General features: G+C 58.7%; 15 protein-coding genes. 4 read left to right on the top strand and 11 right to left on the bottom strand.

The window, feature by feature from the left end:
- Positions 1 to 306 precede the first annotated feature (306 nt).
- On the top strand, positions 307 to 600 hold the full coding sequence (locus tag RE428_RS05920; protein WP_004581058.1) for a hypothetical protein: 294 nt from the start codon (positions 307 to 309) through the stop codon (positions 598 to 600).
- Between the two features lie 9 nt (positions 601 to 609).
- Complete coding sequence (locus RE428_RS05915) at positions 610 to 807, top strand: hypothetical protein (protein ID WP_004581057.1); 198 nt, start codon at positions 610 to 612, stop codon at positions 805 to 807.
- A 358-nt stretch (positions 808 to 1,165) separates the two neighbouring features.
- On the opposite strand, the gene RE428_RS05910 is transcribed toward RE428_RS05915, so the two are convergent.
- The 7 genes from RE428_RS05910 to sodN all read right to left on the bottom strand — a co-directional run bounded on the left by RE428_RS05910 (position 1,166) and on the right by sodN (position 8,265).
- Positions 1,166 to 1,696, bottom strand: coding sequence for a cytochrome b (locus RE428_RS05910; protein WP_040882533.1), 531 nt, complete (start codon positions 1,694 to 1,696; stop codon positions 1,166 to 1,168).
- A gap of 105 nt (positions 1,697 to 1,801) precedes the next feature.
- Positions 1,802 to 2,716, bottom strand: coding sequence for an EamA family transporter RarD (gene rarD / locus RE428_RS05905; RefSeq protein ID WP_004581055.1), 915 nt, complete (start codon positions 2,714 to 2,716; stop codon positions 1,802 to 1,804).
- Positions 2,717 to 2,852: 136 nt separating this feature from the next.
- Complete coding sequence (locus RE428_RS05900; RefSeq protein WP_004581054.1) at positions 2,853 to 5,309, bottom strand: putative bifunctional diguanylate cyclase/phosphodiesterase; 2,457 nt, start codon at positions 5,307 to 5,309, stop codon at positions 2,853 to 2,855.
- Positions 5,296 to 6,195, bottom strand: coding sequence for a tetratricopeptide repeat protein (locus RE428_RS05895; RefSeq protein WP_154660751.1), 900 nt, complete (start codon positions 6,193 to 6,195; stop codon positions 5,296 to 5,298). The genes RE428_RS05900 and RE428_RS05895 overlap by 14 nt, the downstream gene beginning before the upstream one ends.
- Positions 6,196 to 6,720: 525 nt before the next feature.
- A complete protein-coding gene (locus RE428_RS05890) occupies positions 6,721 to 7,293 on the bottom strand; it encodes a HupE/UreJ family protein (protein WP_004581052.1) in 573 nt (190 codons plus the stop codon).
- 76 nt (positions 7,294 to 7,369) lie between these two features.
- Positions 7,370 to 7,765 (bottom strand): S24 family peptidase, encoded by a 396-nt coding sequence (locus RE428_RS05885; RefSeq protein ID WP_004581051.1) that lies wholly within the window; start codon positions 7,763 to 7,765, stop codon positions 7,370 to 7,372.
- Positions 7,765 to 8,265, bottom strand: a complete 501-nt coding sequence (gene sodN / locus RE428_RS05880) for a superoxide dismutase, Ni (protein ID WP_004581050.1) — start codon at positions 8,263 to 8,265, stop codon at positions 7,765 to 7,767. Before sodN ends, RE428_RS05885 begins: the two co-directional genes overlap by 1 nt.
- 109 nt (positions 8,266 to 8,374) lie before the next feature.
- Here sodN and RE428_RS05875 point away from each other — a divergent pair, with 109 nt between their 5' ends.
- On the top strand, positions 8,375 to 8,767 hold the full coding sequence (locus RE428_RS05875) for a hypothetical protein (protein ID WP_154660750.1): 393 nt from the start codon (positions 8,375 to 8,377) through the stop codon (positions 8,765 to 8,767).
- On the opposite strand, the gene RE428_RS05870 is transcribed toward RE428_RS05875, so the two are convergent.
- From RE428_RS05870 to RE428_RS05855, 4 genes are all read right to left on the bottom strand, one after another.
- Complete coding sequence (locus RE428_RS05870; protein WP_004581049.1) at positions 8,764 to 9,645, bottom strand: AEC family transporter; 882 nt, start codon at positions 9,643 to 9,645, stop codon at positions 8,764 to 8,766. The two genes, RE428_RS05875 and RE428_RS05870, sit on opposite strands and share 4 nt — an antisense overlap.
- A 116-nt stretch (positions 9,646 to 9,761) precedes the next feature.
- Positions 9,762 to 10,745, bottom strand: coding sequence for an FAD-binding oxidoreductase (locus RE428_RS05865; RefSeq protein ID WP_004581048.1), 984 nt, complete (start codon positions 10,743 to 10,745; stop codon positions 9,762 to 9,764).
- A 3-nt stretch (positions 10,746 to 10,748) separates the two neighbouring features.
- Entirely contained in the window at positions 10,749 to 11,555 is an 807-nt protein-coding gene (locus tag RE428_RS05860; protein ID WP_004581047.1) for a family 1 encapsulin nanocompartment shell protein, read from the bottom strand.
- 5 nt (positions 11,556 to 11,560) lie between these two features.
- Positions 11,561 to 11,944: an encapsulin-associated ferritin-like protein gene (locus RE428_RS05855; RefSeq protein ID WP_004581046.1), complete on the bottom strand. Its 384-nt coding sequence runs from the start codon at positions 11,942 to 11,944 to the stop codon at positions 11,561 to 11,563.
- Between the two features lie 292 nt (positions 11,945 to 12,236).
- Between RE428_RS05855 and RE428_RS05850 the strand changes: the two genes are divergently transcribed.
- Positions 12,237 to 13,667, top strand: a complete 1,431-nt coding sequence (locus RE428_RS05850; protein WP_004581045.1) for an amidase — start codon at positions 12,237 to 12,239, stop codon at positions 13,665 to 13,667.
- Positions 13,668 to 13,743: the final 76 nt, after the last annotated feature.

Below are 13,743 nucleotides of genomic sequence, written 5' to 3'. Positions count from 1 at the left end.
AGGCTATACGAACTTTAAGTTCTACAGATTTACGGCTGTCCCAGAATTAACACAGGTTCGATGGATCGTCGGGGCTTACGGCCATAATTGGAGCCGTCAACGTGATTCTGCACCGTGATCCGTTCAGATCTTGGTTGCGTAAAGGAAAGCCGCAACCAAAAAGTCGAGATTCAGACTTGAATTCGAACTGACCGCCCCCATCTCCTTACGCGGTAGGTCAATTGCACTGACGGCCGATGCTCGATCCCTGAACCTCCAGAACCTGACTTTTTGCACGTAAAAAAATCAAGGAAGAGGAAAAAAATCATGGAGACCATCGAACAACCAGAAGAACGTTTCCCGCTTGAAAGCATTCCGCTCCAGGAGAAACGGAACCTTCCTCTGGAAAGCATCGCCTTCGCGATAGCAGCCCTCACGGCAATTTCATGCATCGCTGCGCTATTTCTGATCAACCTGGAATACCTGCTCCCGGAACTGGCTCGGTCCAACGGACTGACCCTTTCCTACGCACACAAGCTGTGGCTGGCGCCAACCAGCATTGTTTATCTGCTGGCGAGCATTGCCTGGACAATCAGCCACCTGGCCCATAACGACAACTGAGGAGGTCACTTGGAAACGGACCAATCCAGTATCCAGATCAAACCTGGCAAAGGTCTTTGGATGGCCCAACATAGCGGCCCCCATACCTCTGAGCTCATCGAGTTGTTCGGTAGCGATCGCCTGCCGACCGCCTTCGATAGCTCCACGCCCAAAGAAAAGGTCATTGCGGCGCTGCGCAAGCGCAACCCCGGTTTCAGGGTTTCCTAACACCGCGCCACGGTGAACGTGTTCTGCCTATGCGCGCATGACATGAAAAAGAAAAGCCCGGCATCACGCCGGGCTTTTTTTGGTTCATCGCGCTTTAGCGGAAATCGACGAAAAAGCGCAGCTTACAGATAGTAAATGAGTATTTTGATCGGACTCATGCACGAGTCGATTTCCAATCGCCGTATGCTCGAGCGCAGTAGTTTTGCAACACCCTCAGAAGCGCCGGCTGCATTTTCCAGATAACTCGAGCATGTAGCAGATGCTTCAGCTTCTGAGGCGCCGAAGGTGCCCACGGCCTTAGACTCCCGGCCCCTTGTCACGCTAATCCGCAATGAACCTTTTTTTGTTCCAGGCTTGATTAGCGGATCATCCGCGGGAATACATCCACATGGCCCGGCTTACGTCGATGCACCCAGGCCATAACGATGTGACCGACGACCAGGGCCAGCAAGGTCCAGCCTAGGAAGCCGTGGAGCAGGTTGGCCGGCATCACCATCCAGCCGATTTCTTCACCGGAGAAGCCCGGCATCAAAGGCAGGCCGAAGGGTTCGAACGCCCGCCCCGAGCCATACTGTCGCAACAGGGCCAGGGCCGGAATGACGACCATCAGCAGGTAAAGCGCGATATGCCCCAGCTTCGCAGGCGTGCTGACCGAGTGCGGTCTGCGGCTGATGTTGGCCAGCGCCCAGATTCCTCGTATCGCAACCAGGATCAGCAGTAACAGGCCCAGCGGCTTGTGGGTGGCCCAGAAGAATGCCTCTACCGGCGTATCGTCGAGAAAGGCGTGTGCCGAAGCGGAAAGGAACTGCCAGAGGAAGAGCAGTGCCATTCCCCAATGCAACCACCGACTCACCGTGCCATAGCGTTCACTCGTATCTCCCAGTTGCACGTCATTTCTCCCTTTTTTTGGCCGATCTTTGCCTTATTGATCTCTCACACCGGACGGCCCGCTCGGGCTCGTTCAAGGAACAAGACAGTAAAGCCGCCAGCAGGTTCAACGGGCTGCCGGAACGGCGGCGGGCCGGGAGCGCCAGGACGACCAGGAGTAAAGCACGAGTGCCGTCCAGATCAGCGCGAAGCTGGCCAGTTGGGTCTGGCTCAGTGGCTCGCCGAAGATGAAGAGTGCGATGAAGAACTGCAGGGTCGGGTTGATGTACATCAGAAAGCCGACCGTGGAGAGACGCAAACGCCGTGCAGCGCCGGCGAACGCCAGCAACGGTAAGGCGGTGATGATGCCACTGGCAATCAGCAGCAGCGTGGCAGGGGTGTCCACAGCAAAATGGGACGCCCCTTTGGAACTTAGCCAGCCCAGGGCCAGCAGTCCGATCGGCAGCAACAGTAGCGTCTCAACGAAGAGTCCGGATAGCCCGTCCAACTCCACCTGTTTGCGCAACAGACCGTAGGTTCCGAAGGTCATCGCCAGCACCAGGGAAATCCATGGCAGACTGCCGATCAGGGCCAACTGGATCAGGATCGCAACCCCAGCCAGCGTTACCGCCACGCCCTGCAGGCGCGCCATCTCCTCCCGTAGCACCAGCATTCCCAGGGCGACATTGACCAGTGGGGTGAGGAAATAGCCCAGGCTGGCCTGCAATACGTGGTGGGTTTCCACCGCATAGATATAAATGCCCCAATTGGTGGCAATCAGCACCGCGCAGCCCAGCACCCGCCAGAGCTTACGTGGCTGGGCCAGCGCCAGTTTCACCGGTGGCCATCGCCGCAGCACGGAAATGACCACGGCCAGGAAGATGCTGGACCAGATAATCCGGTGAATGAGCACCTCGTAAGCCGGCACACCCTGGAACAGGGCAAAGAACAGCGGGAAGCAGCCCCACATGGTGTAGGCAGCCAAACCGTAGGTAACGCCTTTGGTGATCTCCGGCGCACTGACAGACGTTGAGGTGGACATGCGAGTCTCGCGGGCAAAGCGGAAACACTACCATAGCTCGCAAGCGGGACAACGAAACAGATGGAGCACAACAGACCAGCACAGTTGGTTCGCAGTCTGACCTATCGCCCCAGCCCTATCCGAGGGGGCTGCACATTCAGCTCTTACTGCGAACCGGCTTTAGCTCCACCGGCTGACGCATCAGGTTCGGGCCAGGCATGCTGAAATATTCACCTTGGGAATAGTCGATCCCCAGAGACTTTACCTTCTCCTGCACCGCCTCGCTGTGCACGAACTCCGCCACCGTCTTGATGCCCAGACTGCGGGCAAACTGCACGATGCCCTTGGTGACCAGGAGGGCTGTGTGATCCTGGGCGAGATAGCGGATCAGGCTGCCGTCGATCTTGATGATGTCGATATTCAGCTTGAGCAGGTGAGAGAAGTTGGAATAACCGGTACCGAAGTCGTCGATAGCAATCTGGCAGCCGTAAGGCTTGATCTGTTCGATAAAGCGGAAGACTTCTTCGTAGTTCTCGATACCGTCGGATTCGAGGATCTCGAAAATAACCCGTGGCCCCACATCACTGGACTTCAGGTGTTTGAGGATCAGCGCCAGGATATCCTGGTCGACGATATCGGCATAGGACAGGTTGATGGCGAACTCGTAGGGCTCACGGGCGAAGGCGGCGAACGACTTCTCGATCATCAGGCGGGTAATCTGACGGTTCAGCCGCAACTTGCTTGCCACACCGATAAACTGCCCGGCGGCAATTACGCCGTGTTCGTCGTCCTGCATCCTGACCAGGCATTCATACTTGACGATGCGCTGCTGGCGGTTGTCGTAGATCGGCTGGAAATGCGGCAGCAACTGATCGTGTTCCAGGGCGTGCTTGAGACGCTGTGCCCAGTAAAGATTCTGCTCGTAGCCTTGTTCCACTTTCTGCATCTGATCATAGAACAGGTAGTGGCGCATCTGCTCCCGGGCCTGCTGGACCGCAATGGTCGCCTGACTCAACAGCTGGTCCGGGACCTGGTCCTTTCCCCCGGCAGACTGGAAGGCAATACCGGCACTGGCATCCAGACTCAGGGACTGCTGTTGCCAGAAAACCTGCTCCCGACGCAGGAACTCGGTCAGCCCCGCGGCAAAATCCCTGGCCCGTGTTTCGGTGATCGCCGGACCGAGAACGGCGAATTCGTCACTGGCCAGTCGGTAGAGCTGCAGCCTTGCACCCACCGTATCCGCCTGGGAACGGATATAACGCTTGATCCTGCGGGCCAGCGCCAGCAGGACATGGTCGCCACAATCGTTGCCGAACAGGCTGTTGATTTCCTTGAAACGATCCAGGTTGAGGATAATCAGGCAGGCGCCATCGCGATCGCCGGCATCCTTGAGCAGGCGCGACCGGTTGGGCAGCCCCGTCAAGGAATCCGTATACGAAGTCTGCAACTCCCGCATCAACTGGATAATGCGGTACAGCAGGTAAAGGCTGAGGATGAGCAACACCGACCCGGTCCCCAGCAGGATACGGTAGTTGGCATCGCGCATGGGCAGGAGCACCTGGTCGATCTCGTCCCTCGGTACACCGGCACCGTAAACCATTCCCGCTGGTGTCGAGGCATAATAGAGTTCGTATATACGCCCCTCGACTTCGATCGCCCGGGTTTGCAGACGCTGCCCCTGAGTCTCTGACCTTGAAATCGAGGCGGGCGAATCCTCGCCGCCCGCAGACAGTTCCTCAGCGAGGATGGCATCGATGATCTTCTGTTCCAGCCGCGGATCGGTATTGTTGCTCAGGCTGGACAGGTTGCGGTTATTACTATCGTTGAGGAAGGCGAAGCTGTTATCGGTGACCGCCACATGGCTGACCAGGTCCACGATCTGGTCCGAGGTCCAGTCCGTGGTCACCACACCGATCAGTTTGCCTTCTTCGCTGTACATGGGTCGGGCCAGGGTGAGCATGGCCCGCTGGGTGGCCAGGTCAAAATACACCGGTGACCAGTAAAGCTGCCCCGGTTGCTGCGGGTCCGGTATCCACCCCTTGCCCAGGGTCAGGTCGAACCAGCGTTCCGCCCGAAATCCCTGGGCCCGGGTCGCTCCGCCGGCCGGGCGGGCAATAAGTGCGTTATCTGTCTGCACGAGATAAGGGGAATACGCCTGACCCCGCTCAGCCAGGATGCCCGGCTGGAACCAGATGCCAGCGCCTGAGACCCCTTCGAAGTCGCGCAGGTGTTCGCCAAGCGTGGTCTCCAGTTGGGCCCGTAGCGCCTCGCGGCTGGAGGGTTCGTCCTCGCCATCCCGGGAAAGCCGATAGAAGGTTTCGCCGATAATGGCGAGGGTGGAAATGTGCCGTTCCAACTCGATCTGGCGGGCGTCGATCCGCGTCAGACTGGCGAAGAACACGTCCTTGATCTGCTGGCGCCGCAACTCGTACATCGCCTGCTGGGAATAGCTGAGGTTCAGATGGGAAAGCAACAACATGCCGGCAAAGAACAGCACCGTCAGCAGGAGCAGCAGCCACATAATGGAATGCATGGCGTAGTTGGTGCCCCAGAAAGGTAACTGGGGCCCCTGACGCAATCGCAGGCGTTGCAGGAGGAATTTACCGGACTTCATTGCCGGCGCTAACCTTTACGTTGCTGTCGAGCGTGGCCTGTGCGCCGGCATGGCCGAGACTCGCGGCTTGCTGGAACCATTGGCGGGCGACCTGCTGGTCCGCCGCAACCCCCTGCCCCTCGGCGTACATCCGTCCGATCAGGTTGGCCGCATTGCCGGATTCCGGCGCCGCTCGTTTCGCCCAATCGAGTGCTTGATCATAGTGCTGCAGAGCGTAGGCGATGGTCGCCATATTGGTCTGAGCCCTGACATTACCGTTCTCCGCTGGCGTGCGGCAGGCCTCCAGGGCATCGCTGAAATTGCGGATCGCCGTCAGCAGGAAGCAATCATTGAGCTCCTGGGATACAGCCGACGGTACCGATCCGGCGGCAGCACTTTCGGCAGCCATGTCCTCCTTCGCCAGATCTTCTTCGTCTTCAGCCCCTTTATCCTCCGCCTCGGCGAGGCGCACCTCATTCTGCTCCTGCCGGCGTTTTTCTTCATATCTTAGCGCGAAAGCCTCGACGTCCTCCGGGCAAGAGAGACTGTACCCGGCCCGATAACGCGCCACCTGCTCGCGCGTCAGCGGCCTCGCTGCATAACGTTTGGCGATGACGCTGCAGCGTCGTTCGCGCTCGTCGCGCACCTGTGCCAACTGCTCGGCGCGGGAGGCATCACCATCGTGCTGTTTCAGGTATTTGGTCAGGGGATCGATATAGGATTGGTCGAACAACGTCTGGACTTCGGCGTCGCGCGCTATCTTGGCAGTGGGTTCGCCAATCTTGCCCAACGCCTTGCCGGCCCGATCAAAGAAATCAGAGGACGACGCCAGGAAATCCTGGTCCTTCAGACTCGCACAGCCCGAGATCAGGATCACGCCCACAAACATGACAAGCCATCGGTACATCATCATTCACCCAAAACATCATGATTCCTATTGGCAGTGTCGTCCTCGGCTATCCCTGCCGACATCGCGGTTCATTCACATCCAGTGCTCCGGCGCAGCCAAGCAAACCGTACGCCACGGACGTCTTGAACCAGTTCCGAAGCCTGGGCTATCCCAGATCCTGATTGGCTGACACCACAAACAGCCAATCCGCGCGGACCGTGTATCAAATTACTGAAGGGTCAAGCGAACCAGGAATAACATAGAACAAGGCGCCGGAAGGTTTTACTAGATTTTGCGAACCGGCGCGAACAACTCCAGCGAATGATTTCCATTGAAATTGTTTGTTATTCGACGTTATTACTTGGAACCCTAACCGAGGTGCTGTTGAAAGTCCGGATTAACTTTGTAACTAATTGAAAACAGGAGCACTAATCGGTCGACGAGAAGGGCCGCATCGGAAGTGCGGCCCTTCTCGTTTTACTGTCTATCCCGCCGACTATGCGACTTTTACTAACCGTTTTGCTGACTACCGCCTGATGTCAGTCAGGACGCAAGGAAGGCTCCGGAGGCCACAATGGCCGCTCCTATACCACGAGTGACGCGGCTATCGGTCTTCATAAGCAGTGCACCCAGGCCGGCACCGGCGAAGGTGATGGCCAAGGTGGCCATGGAGAACCCCGCCATATAGGCCGCCAGGGTCGCACCGGCCGGCATTTCGGTGCCGTGGGCAAAACCATGGAATACCATGAAGACGACCACAAGTGATGCACCTACCGCCAATGGCAATTTCACAAGGGTCGCCAGCAGTACGCCGGCCAACAACACGGAAAGCGTGATGCCAGTTTCAACACCCGGTAGCGCCAGCCCGCCCCAGGCAAGGCCTGCCCCGAGCAGCATGCCACCAACCACGAACAGCGGTGTGCCGCGTTTCATGAAAGTGGATTGCCGCATACTCCATAAGCCTACGGCGGCCATGGCCAGCAAATGGTCAAGCCCCATGAGGGGATGCAGCAGACCGCTGGTAAAGCCACCCTCAGCATGTCCGGGGTGCGCGGCTGCAGTCGTGGCCGTCAACATCAGGCCGATAGTCAAAAAGATCTTGGTGCTGCGAGTCATTGTCTGTCTCCGTTTTTCCATATTGTGGGGGGATTAACACGTTCAGGATTCAATGGACCAGACGCCGGAGACCGCGTTATGGGCGTACTGATCCTGAGGCGTTGGTATCCTGCGGGCACTGGGTCGTCACGCGCTCGGCCGCGGGTGCCCCGTTCATTACTGTATTCAAGCGGGACAGGCCTGGACCGCGAATCACCATGAGCACCTTGCCCGCGACCCTTTCGCGAGGAATTTGGCCCAACCGCTCGCTGTGCGTACTCATGGCAGGGTTATCGCCGGAAATATTCAGGTCACCACCGGGCAGGATACGGTCCACTCGCTTGATGATCCGCCCGAACTCGGGGTGGTCGACAACCACCCGGTCCCCGGCTTCCAGGGCCTGCCGGGCGCACCTGAACGCCAGCACGAAATCACCGTCCGCAAGGGCCGGGAGCATGCTGTGGCCGGTCACCTTGTAGAGTCTCAGGCGCATCAGTTCAGCTTCGGGTAGACGACCGTTTCATTGGGCGGATACGGAGAGGTTGCCGTGAATGTCGAGACATCCTTGGTGGCCCAGAACAGTTCGGCGAACTCATTGATCAGCTTCAGCAGCTTCTCGCCGTTGGCACGATCAAGGCCCTGCTTGCAGGCAGACCCAGCCATCATGATGCTGTGCGCGAGGCTGTGGACATCCGGATACTTGTCGATGTGTGGCTGCTTGATGTAATCGCCCCAGATCACCCGAATCTCGTGCTTGGCGATCTCCGCATGCTCTTCCTTTTGCAGGGTCAGGCGAACCAGCTCAGCCTGGTCGGCCACCGACAGGTTTCCCTTTTTTTCGACGTCTGCGATCAAATCCATAAACCGCAGCACACTCAGGGCGGCAATCTGTGCTGCCGACGGGTCATAGATCTTGCACGGAATGTCGCAATGGGCCGACACGGGCTCCACTCCGACGGTTTTGTCATACCAGTCAATCAGTTTATGCAGCATTTCTCAGACTCCTCTCTGGATTAACGGTTGGTTCCTCTTTTCAGTCACTACCACCAAAGCCAGCAGCGGTCAGGGCCATAGGCCCCAACCACCGTATGTGCCACCCGCCATGCGGATCGGCAACAAACAGGAAACGTCATCGAACATCAGCTGGAAGCCCACGGGTTTGAACGTACTGGGGCAAAAAAACCCTGTAACTTCCGGTTATAAAAAATTCGCACTAAATAAAAATAATTATCAATTAGATTTGATCAGTATAGAAACTGAATCCGGTTACCGCAATTGGTCGTGGGCGACGGGGCTGCAAAACTTGGGAAAGCGTCGGGATAGGCGTATGGGTTATGCCAACTGGATGCGGAACGGAAGCGAGAAAGATAAGCAGCAGGATACGCTCGGGAAGGGGATGCCCGGACCGTTAACGTTCAACCACATCCCTGCGGGTCCTGGCGGCCCGGCCCCATTGCGGGGCGTACAGAACCATTGCTTCGGGCCGCTCATCTAGAAGAATTGCAAAACGCCAAATACCGCCAGCAGGGAAATCGGCATGCTGATAAGGATCACGGCCGCGATATCGTCCTTAGGTCCGTTATAGTGACTGGCCAGGATATAGCTAATCACCGCAACGGGCATGCTGGCCTGGATCAGCAGCGTCTGGCTGACAATCGGGTCGAGCGGCAACACGCTGATAACCGCCAGCGCAGCCCCCATACCCAGTGCAACGCGCCCCACCGACAAGCCCGCAATACGCCCCAGGTGACCCAGGTCGCGTGGGTTGATGGTCGACAGGGAGCGCCCTAGCAGCAGCAACATCACCGGGATGGTCATTCCCGCCAACATATCCAGCGTGCGGACGACAGCCTGCGGTGCCTGCAAGCCGGTAGCCACCCAAACGATCCCCACTAACAGGGCAACGATCGATGCATTGGACAGAATGGCTTTGAGGGAGAAACGTCCAGACAGCAGCCAGACGCCCAGCGTGAAATGACTGATCTGAACCGTGGTGGAAATCACTACAGCATGGACAAGCGCCTGGTCCCCGAGCAGCGAGAACACCAGGGGAATACCCAGGTTGCCGGTGTTGGGGTTCACCAGCATGGACAGGTAGCCGCGCACCTCCAGCCCCGCCAGCTTCAGCCCGACCGCACCGACAACCGCCGACAGGGCCAGTACCGCCAGGATAGCCATGAGCGTATCGGACACCGACCAGATGGGCGTTTCCATACCGAGCATCGCGTTGAGGATCAATGCCGGCAGCCCGATCATGGTGACCAGTTTCGACAGGGCGGGCGAATCGAGCAGCGTGGTGGTCCGCGCCAGGACCAGACCTAGCGCCGCGCAGAATACAACGGGAAACAGGGCGTTCAGGTATGCCGACAGCACTACAACGAACCTCTGGAGCAATGGGTAAGCGATGCAAACCCGGCATTGTACCCGCTCACGCTGTCAGGGGCCCGTCATGACAAGCAACAAAATTGATCCAGTGGATGATGCGCTCGCTAGTCGTAGTTTTCCGTGCTGAGCTGGAAGCCCAGCGGCACCAGTTGCCGTCCCACCGCATCGAGCATACCGGAATGACCACAGGCATAAGCCAGGGTCGACCCGCTATCAAGTCCCGCCCGTCGCAGGTATTCGACCACCTGGGTGTCGACACGCCCGGTTTCCCCCGACCACCCCTGGTTCGCAGGTTCATCCGGACGGCTCACTGTCGGTACGTAAGTGATGACCTCCGGATGGGCCGCAGCCAAGCGCTCCAGCTCCTCGCGATAGCCGAATTCGTTCTGGTAGCTGGCGCCCTGCAACAGGTGGAAACGGTGACCGGTTCGGCCCTGGTGAAGATAATCCCGCAGGATACTGATAAACGGATTGATGCCGGTAACCGTCGACACCATCAGGTGGTTGGGAAACCCCGGGTCTAAGCGCAGACCGCCCTTGGGAGGCCCCAAGGCGACCCGCTCGCCGACACGCATACGGCGCAACTGCTCGGACATCTGGCCGCCCGGCACCAACTCCACGAAGAACTCAAGGACCGGCTCGTGGGGTGCCGATACCAGTGAAAACGAACGCCGGATACCCCCTATCCCGACCTTGACCGATTGACCGGCGATGAAATTGAAATCCTGCGGCCGGGGCACGGTGAACTGAATGAGCTCCGGCGTCACGTCGCGGCGCGCCAGTACCGGTACGCCTTCAGCCGCCGTCGCCGGCCGGGCTACAGCGTCACCCGCCACTTGCGGGGACTCGGACCGCGATACCCGGTCCGAGTTGGCGGGAGCATCCAACACTGGCCCCGCCACCTCATGCCGGTTCACCCAATCGAGCAGCCGCAACGTCTGATCTGAGCGCCGTCGACTGATACCAGCCAGCAGGAGTTTCAGGTCGCTGTCGACGCTCGACTCTGTGGCGCCACTGAGCGTTTCCAGGACGGCCAGGTTATCCTCTGCGCCCTTCCTGGCACGCCGGATATCGGACTCGTTGGCCATGACTTACGTCTTCTTGACCAGGGTGCAGATGGCGCCCGGCTCTTCCACGCGCAACACGAGGCTTTCGCTGGCAAACATCTGGTGGTGGATACCATCATTGGACGAATACCCGGACATCAGGTCCTGGCCGATGATAATCCGGCCGACCCGGGCATCCACCAGCACCGCACCTTCGATCTCGGCCTTGAACACACCCAGCTCGCACAGCCGCTTGAGGTGCTCCAACTGCAGCATGTCGGTACCTTCATAGCGACGGAACAACAGGTTGTACCAGACCGGCGACAACGCCAGTGCATAGGGGCCGTGGAAGCCGTTATCGTCCAGGTAGTTGACCGCGGACAACACGTCGTTCAATGCCTGCTCGATCTTGGCCCAGTCCTCACACTTGACCTCATTGCGGCCCTTGGCGGTAAGCAAACCTTCCAGCCCGAAGTCCGGCTGACCGTAGTAGATGAACTCCTCTTCGCGACGGGCCACGGCTTCCGCGGCGTCTTCGACCGAGCGCAGGTCCAGCGGCTGCCCCATGGACTCGTAGCCCTGTACCCGCCGCACACTGAGCCCGAAGCTCTTGCGCAGCATGGGGATGGCACTGGCACGGCTAAGCACGGCTCCGGCCTCGTCGGGCGCTGGTTGGCGACAATAACCTTCCTCCCCGACTTCGATCGCCGTAAGTCCGACACCGTATGGGCCATCCACCTCCAGGAACCGCCGCCCTGTCAGGACTTCACGCGCCGCGCCCACCGCGGCTTCGTCGATTTGATCCCAGACTTCCCGGGAGAAGGAGGCATTTTCGCGATTGAGATAGTTCATGATGCTTACTTCCCCTTCAACGAACCAATGGTGAATTTATTCAGAGGCTGACTGGCCACCTTGGCTTCGGCTTCGCTAACGTCGCCATCTTCCTCTTCCGCGTCCAGGATGGGCTTGTCCGTAAACAGATAGATGCGCATCTGCTCGGCAAAATCGGGATGGTTGCGGCGTAGCCACTCCAATACCATGCAGGCGTGCTCGATCTCCTCGCGCATGTTATGGAGCAACAGTCCCTTCAGTTCCTCATCGTGACTGGCATCCGCGCGCTGCTGATACCAGTCCACCGCCTCCAGTTCCTCCTGTACCGAAACCAGGGCGCGATGCATTTCCTTCGTCTTCTCCGACAACATTTCTATCGGTTCGTGGTAGCTCTCGCTTGCACCCGCCATGTCACTCTCCGTATGTAAGGCTCCCTCAATGAGGGGCTCCGCAAGTGGATTATGGGTCCGAAAAAATTGTGGGTTCGATTCAATAAGTAAGAGATGAGCTTAGTCCCTTATACCTACCTTATGACACAGCCTTGTGATTACAAGGTGGACATGGGATGCCCGCAAAACATGTACAAATATTAATCAGAAGAACGATTCAGGTTAATTACGTCGCTTCGTTCGGTTGCTAGCTTTATTTGATCCGCTTATGGGAAGTGTATGAGCAAACCCACCCCTAGCCACGGAGGAGGCAATGAGTCGAAAAGCGCAGACCGACCTTGGTCTTTGTACCGCAACCGAGCTGGCTGAACTCTATCGGTCGGGAGAGGCCTCGCCGGTGGATGCCACCCGCGCTGCCCTCGCCCGCATCGAGCGTTTCAACCCCGGCGTCAATGCCTACACTTATGTCGACGAGGAAGGTGCCCTGAAAGCAGCGCGGGCAAGCGCCAGCCGCTGGGGACAAGGAAACCAGAGGAGCCCGCTGGATGGCGTCCCCGTTTCCCTGAAAGACCTGACCGACGTGAAGGGGATGCCCTCCAGCGAAGGTTCAAGCACGTCCGGCGAAGGCCTTTGCGATAGCGATGCGCCGCCGGCAGAGTTCCTGCGCGAAGCCGGTGCCGTGCTCTTGGGCCAGACCAACACGCCAGAGTTCGGCTGGAAGGCGGTCACCGACAACCCCCGCTATGGCACCACCCTGAATCCGTGGGATACGCGGCTCACCGCTGGCGGTTCCTCTGGCGGCGCGGCAGTCGCCGCGGCTCTGAACATGGGTGCCCTGCACCAGGGCGGCGATTCCGGCGGATCGATCCGTATTCCTGCCGCTTTCACCGGTGTATTTGGCTTCAAGCCAACGTTTGGCGTGGTACCGCAATGGCCACCCAGCAAGATGGCATCACTGTCCCAGATCGGCCCGCTGACACGAACCGTCGAAGACGCCGTTGCGATGCTCAAGGTCATCGGGCGCTACCACTACCGGGATGCCTACGCGATCCGCGCCCAACCGGAAGATTGGGGGTACGCGCTCAAGGACGGCCTCAAAGGCTTCCGCATCGCCTTCACCACCCAATGCAACTCGGTAAGCATCAACCCGGAAATCGAGAAACGCCTGAACGTGGTGGCCAAGGAATTCGAAAAACTGGGCGCCACGGTGGAGCGCATCGATCCGCCGTTCGAGGACCAGATCGAGGTGTTCCGCGCCCTCTGGTTCATCGCGTCCGAAGAATTGTGTTCGCAGATGAGCGACAAGCAACTCGAACAGATGGACCCGGGCCTGCGCGCGTGCGCCGAACGCGCCAAACCGTATCGCGGACTGGACCTGTTCCGGGCACAGGTAAACCGGGCGCTGCTGACTGAGAAGCTCGAGCACCTGTTCCAGGACTACGACCTGTTGCTCAGCCCCAGCGTGCCTATTCCACCCTTCGAGGCTAGCGACAGCGTGCCACCGGAAAGCGGCATGCGCGACTGGATGGAATGGACGCCCTACACCTACCCGTTCAACCTCAGCGAACAACCGGCCGCTTCCGTGCCCTGTGGCTTTACTAAGGAGGGGCTCCCGATCGGATTCCAGGTTGCCGCCGGCAAGTACGATGATCTCAAGGTGTTGCGGGCCAGCTACAGCTATATGGATGAGCATCCGCCGCACTTCCCGGAATCACTCAACGAGAACCTCAAGCACGACGTATGACGGTTAATGGCCAGGTTCCGTTTAACAGAAACCAGCGGATGTCAGAAGTCCTGCTGTTCAAAAACCAATACCGAAA

This window comes from Marinobacter nanhaiticus D15-8W (assembly GCF_036511935.1).
Lineage (GTDB): Bacteria > Pseudomonadota > Gammaproteobacteria > Pseudomonadales > Oleiphilaceae > Marinobacter_A > Marinobacter_A nanhaiticus.
This window is presented reverse-complemented; position numbering and strand designations above follow the sequence as displayed.

Coding starts and splice junctions, on each gene's coding strand:
- RE428_RS05920 (WP_004581058.1), top strand. CDS start 307: ATGGAGACCATCGAACAACCAGAAGAACGTTTCCCGCTTGAAAGCATT.
- rarD (WP_004581055.1), bottom strand. CDS start 2,716: ATGTCCACCTCAACGTCTGTCAGTGCGCCGGAGATCACCAAAGGCGTT.
- RE428_RS05900 (WP_004581054.1), bottom strand. CDS start 5,309: ATGAAGTCCGGTAAATTCCTCCTGCAACGCCTGCGATTGCGTCAGGGG.
- RE428_RS05895 (WP_154660751.1), bottom strand. CDS start 6,195: ATGTACCGATGGCTTGTCATGTTTGTGGGCGTGATCCTGATCTCGGGC.
- RE428_RS05890 (WP_004581052.1), bottom strand. CDS start 7,293: ATGACTCGCAGCACCAAGATCTTTTTGACTATCGGCCTGATGTTGACG.
- RE428_RS05885 (WP_004581051.1), bottom strand. CDS start 7,765: ATGCGCCTGAGACTCTACAAGGTGACCGGCCACAGCATGCTCCCGGCC.
- sodN (WP_004581050.1), bottom strand. CDS start 8,265: ATGCTGCATAAACTGATTGACTGGTATGACAAAACCGTCGGAGTGGAG.
- RE428_RS05875 (WP_154660750.1), top strand. CDS start 8,375: ATGCGGATCGGCAACAAACAGGAAACGTCATCGAACATCAGCTGGAAG.
- RE428_RS05865 (WP_004581048.1), bottom strand. CDS start 10,745: ATGGCCAACGAGTCCGATATCCGGCGTGCCAGGAAGGGCGCAGAGGAT.
- RE428_RS05860 (WP_004581047.1), bottom strand. CDS start 11,555: ATGAACTATCTCAATCGCGAAAATGCCTCCTTCTCCCGGGAAGTCTGG.
- RE428_RS05855 (WP_004581046.1), bottom strand. CDS start 11,944: ATGGCGGGTGCAAGCGAGAGCTACCACGAACCGATAGAAATGTTGTCG.
- RE428_RS05850 (WP_004581045.1), top strand. CDS start 12,237: ATGAGTCGAAAAGCGCAGACCGACCTTGGTCTTTGTACCGCAACCGAG.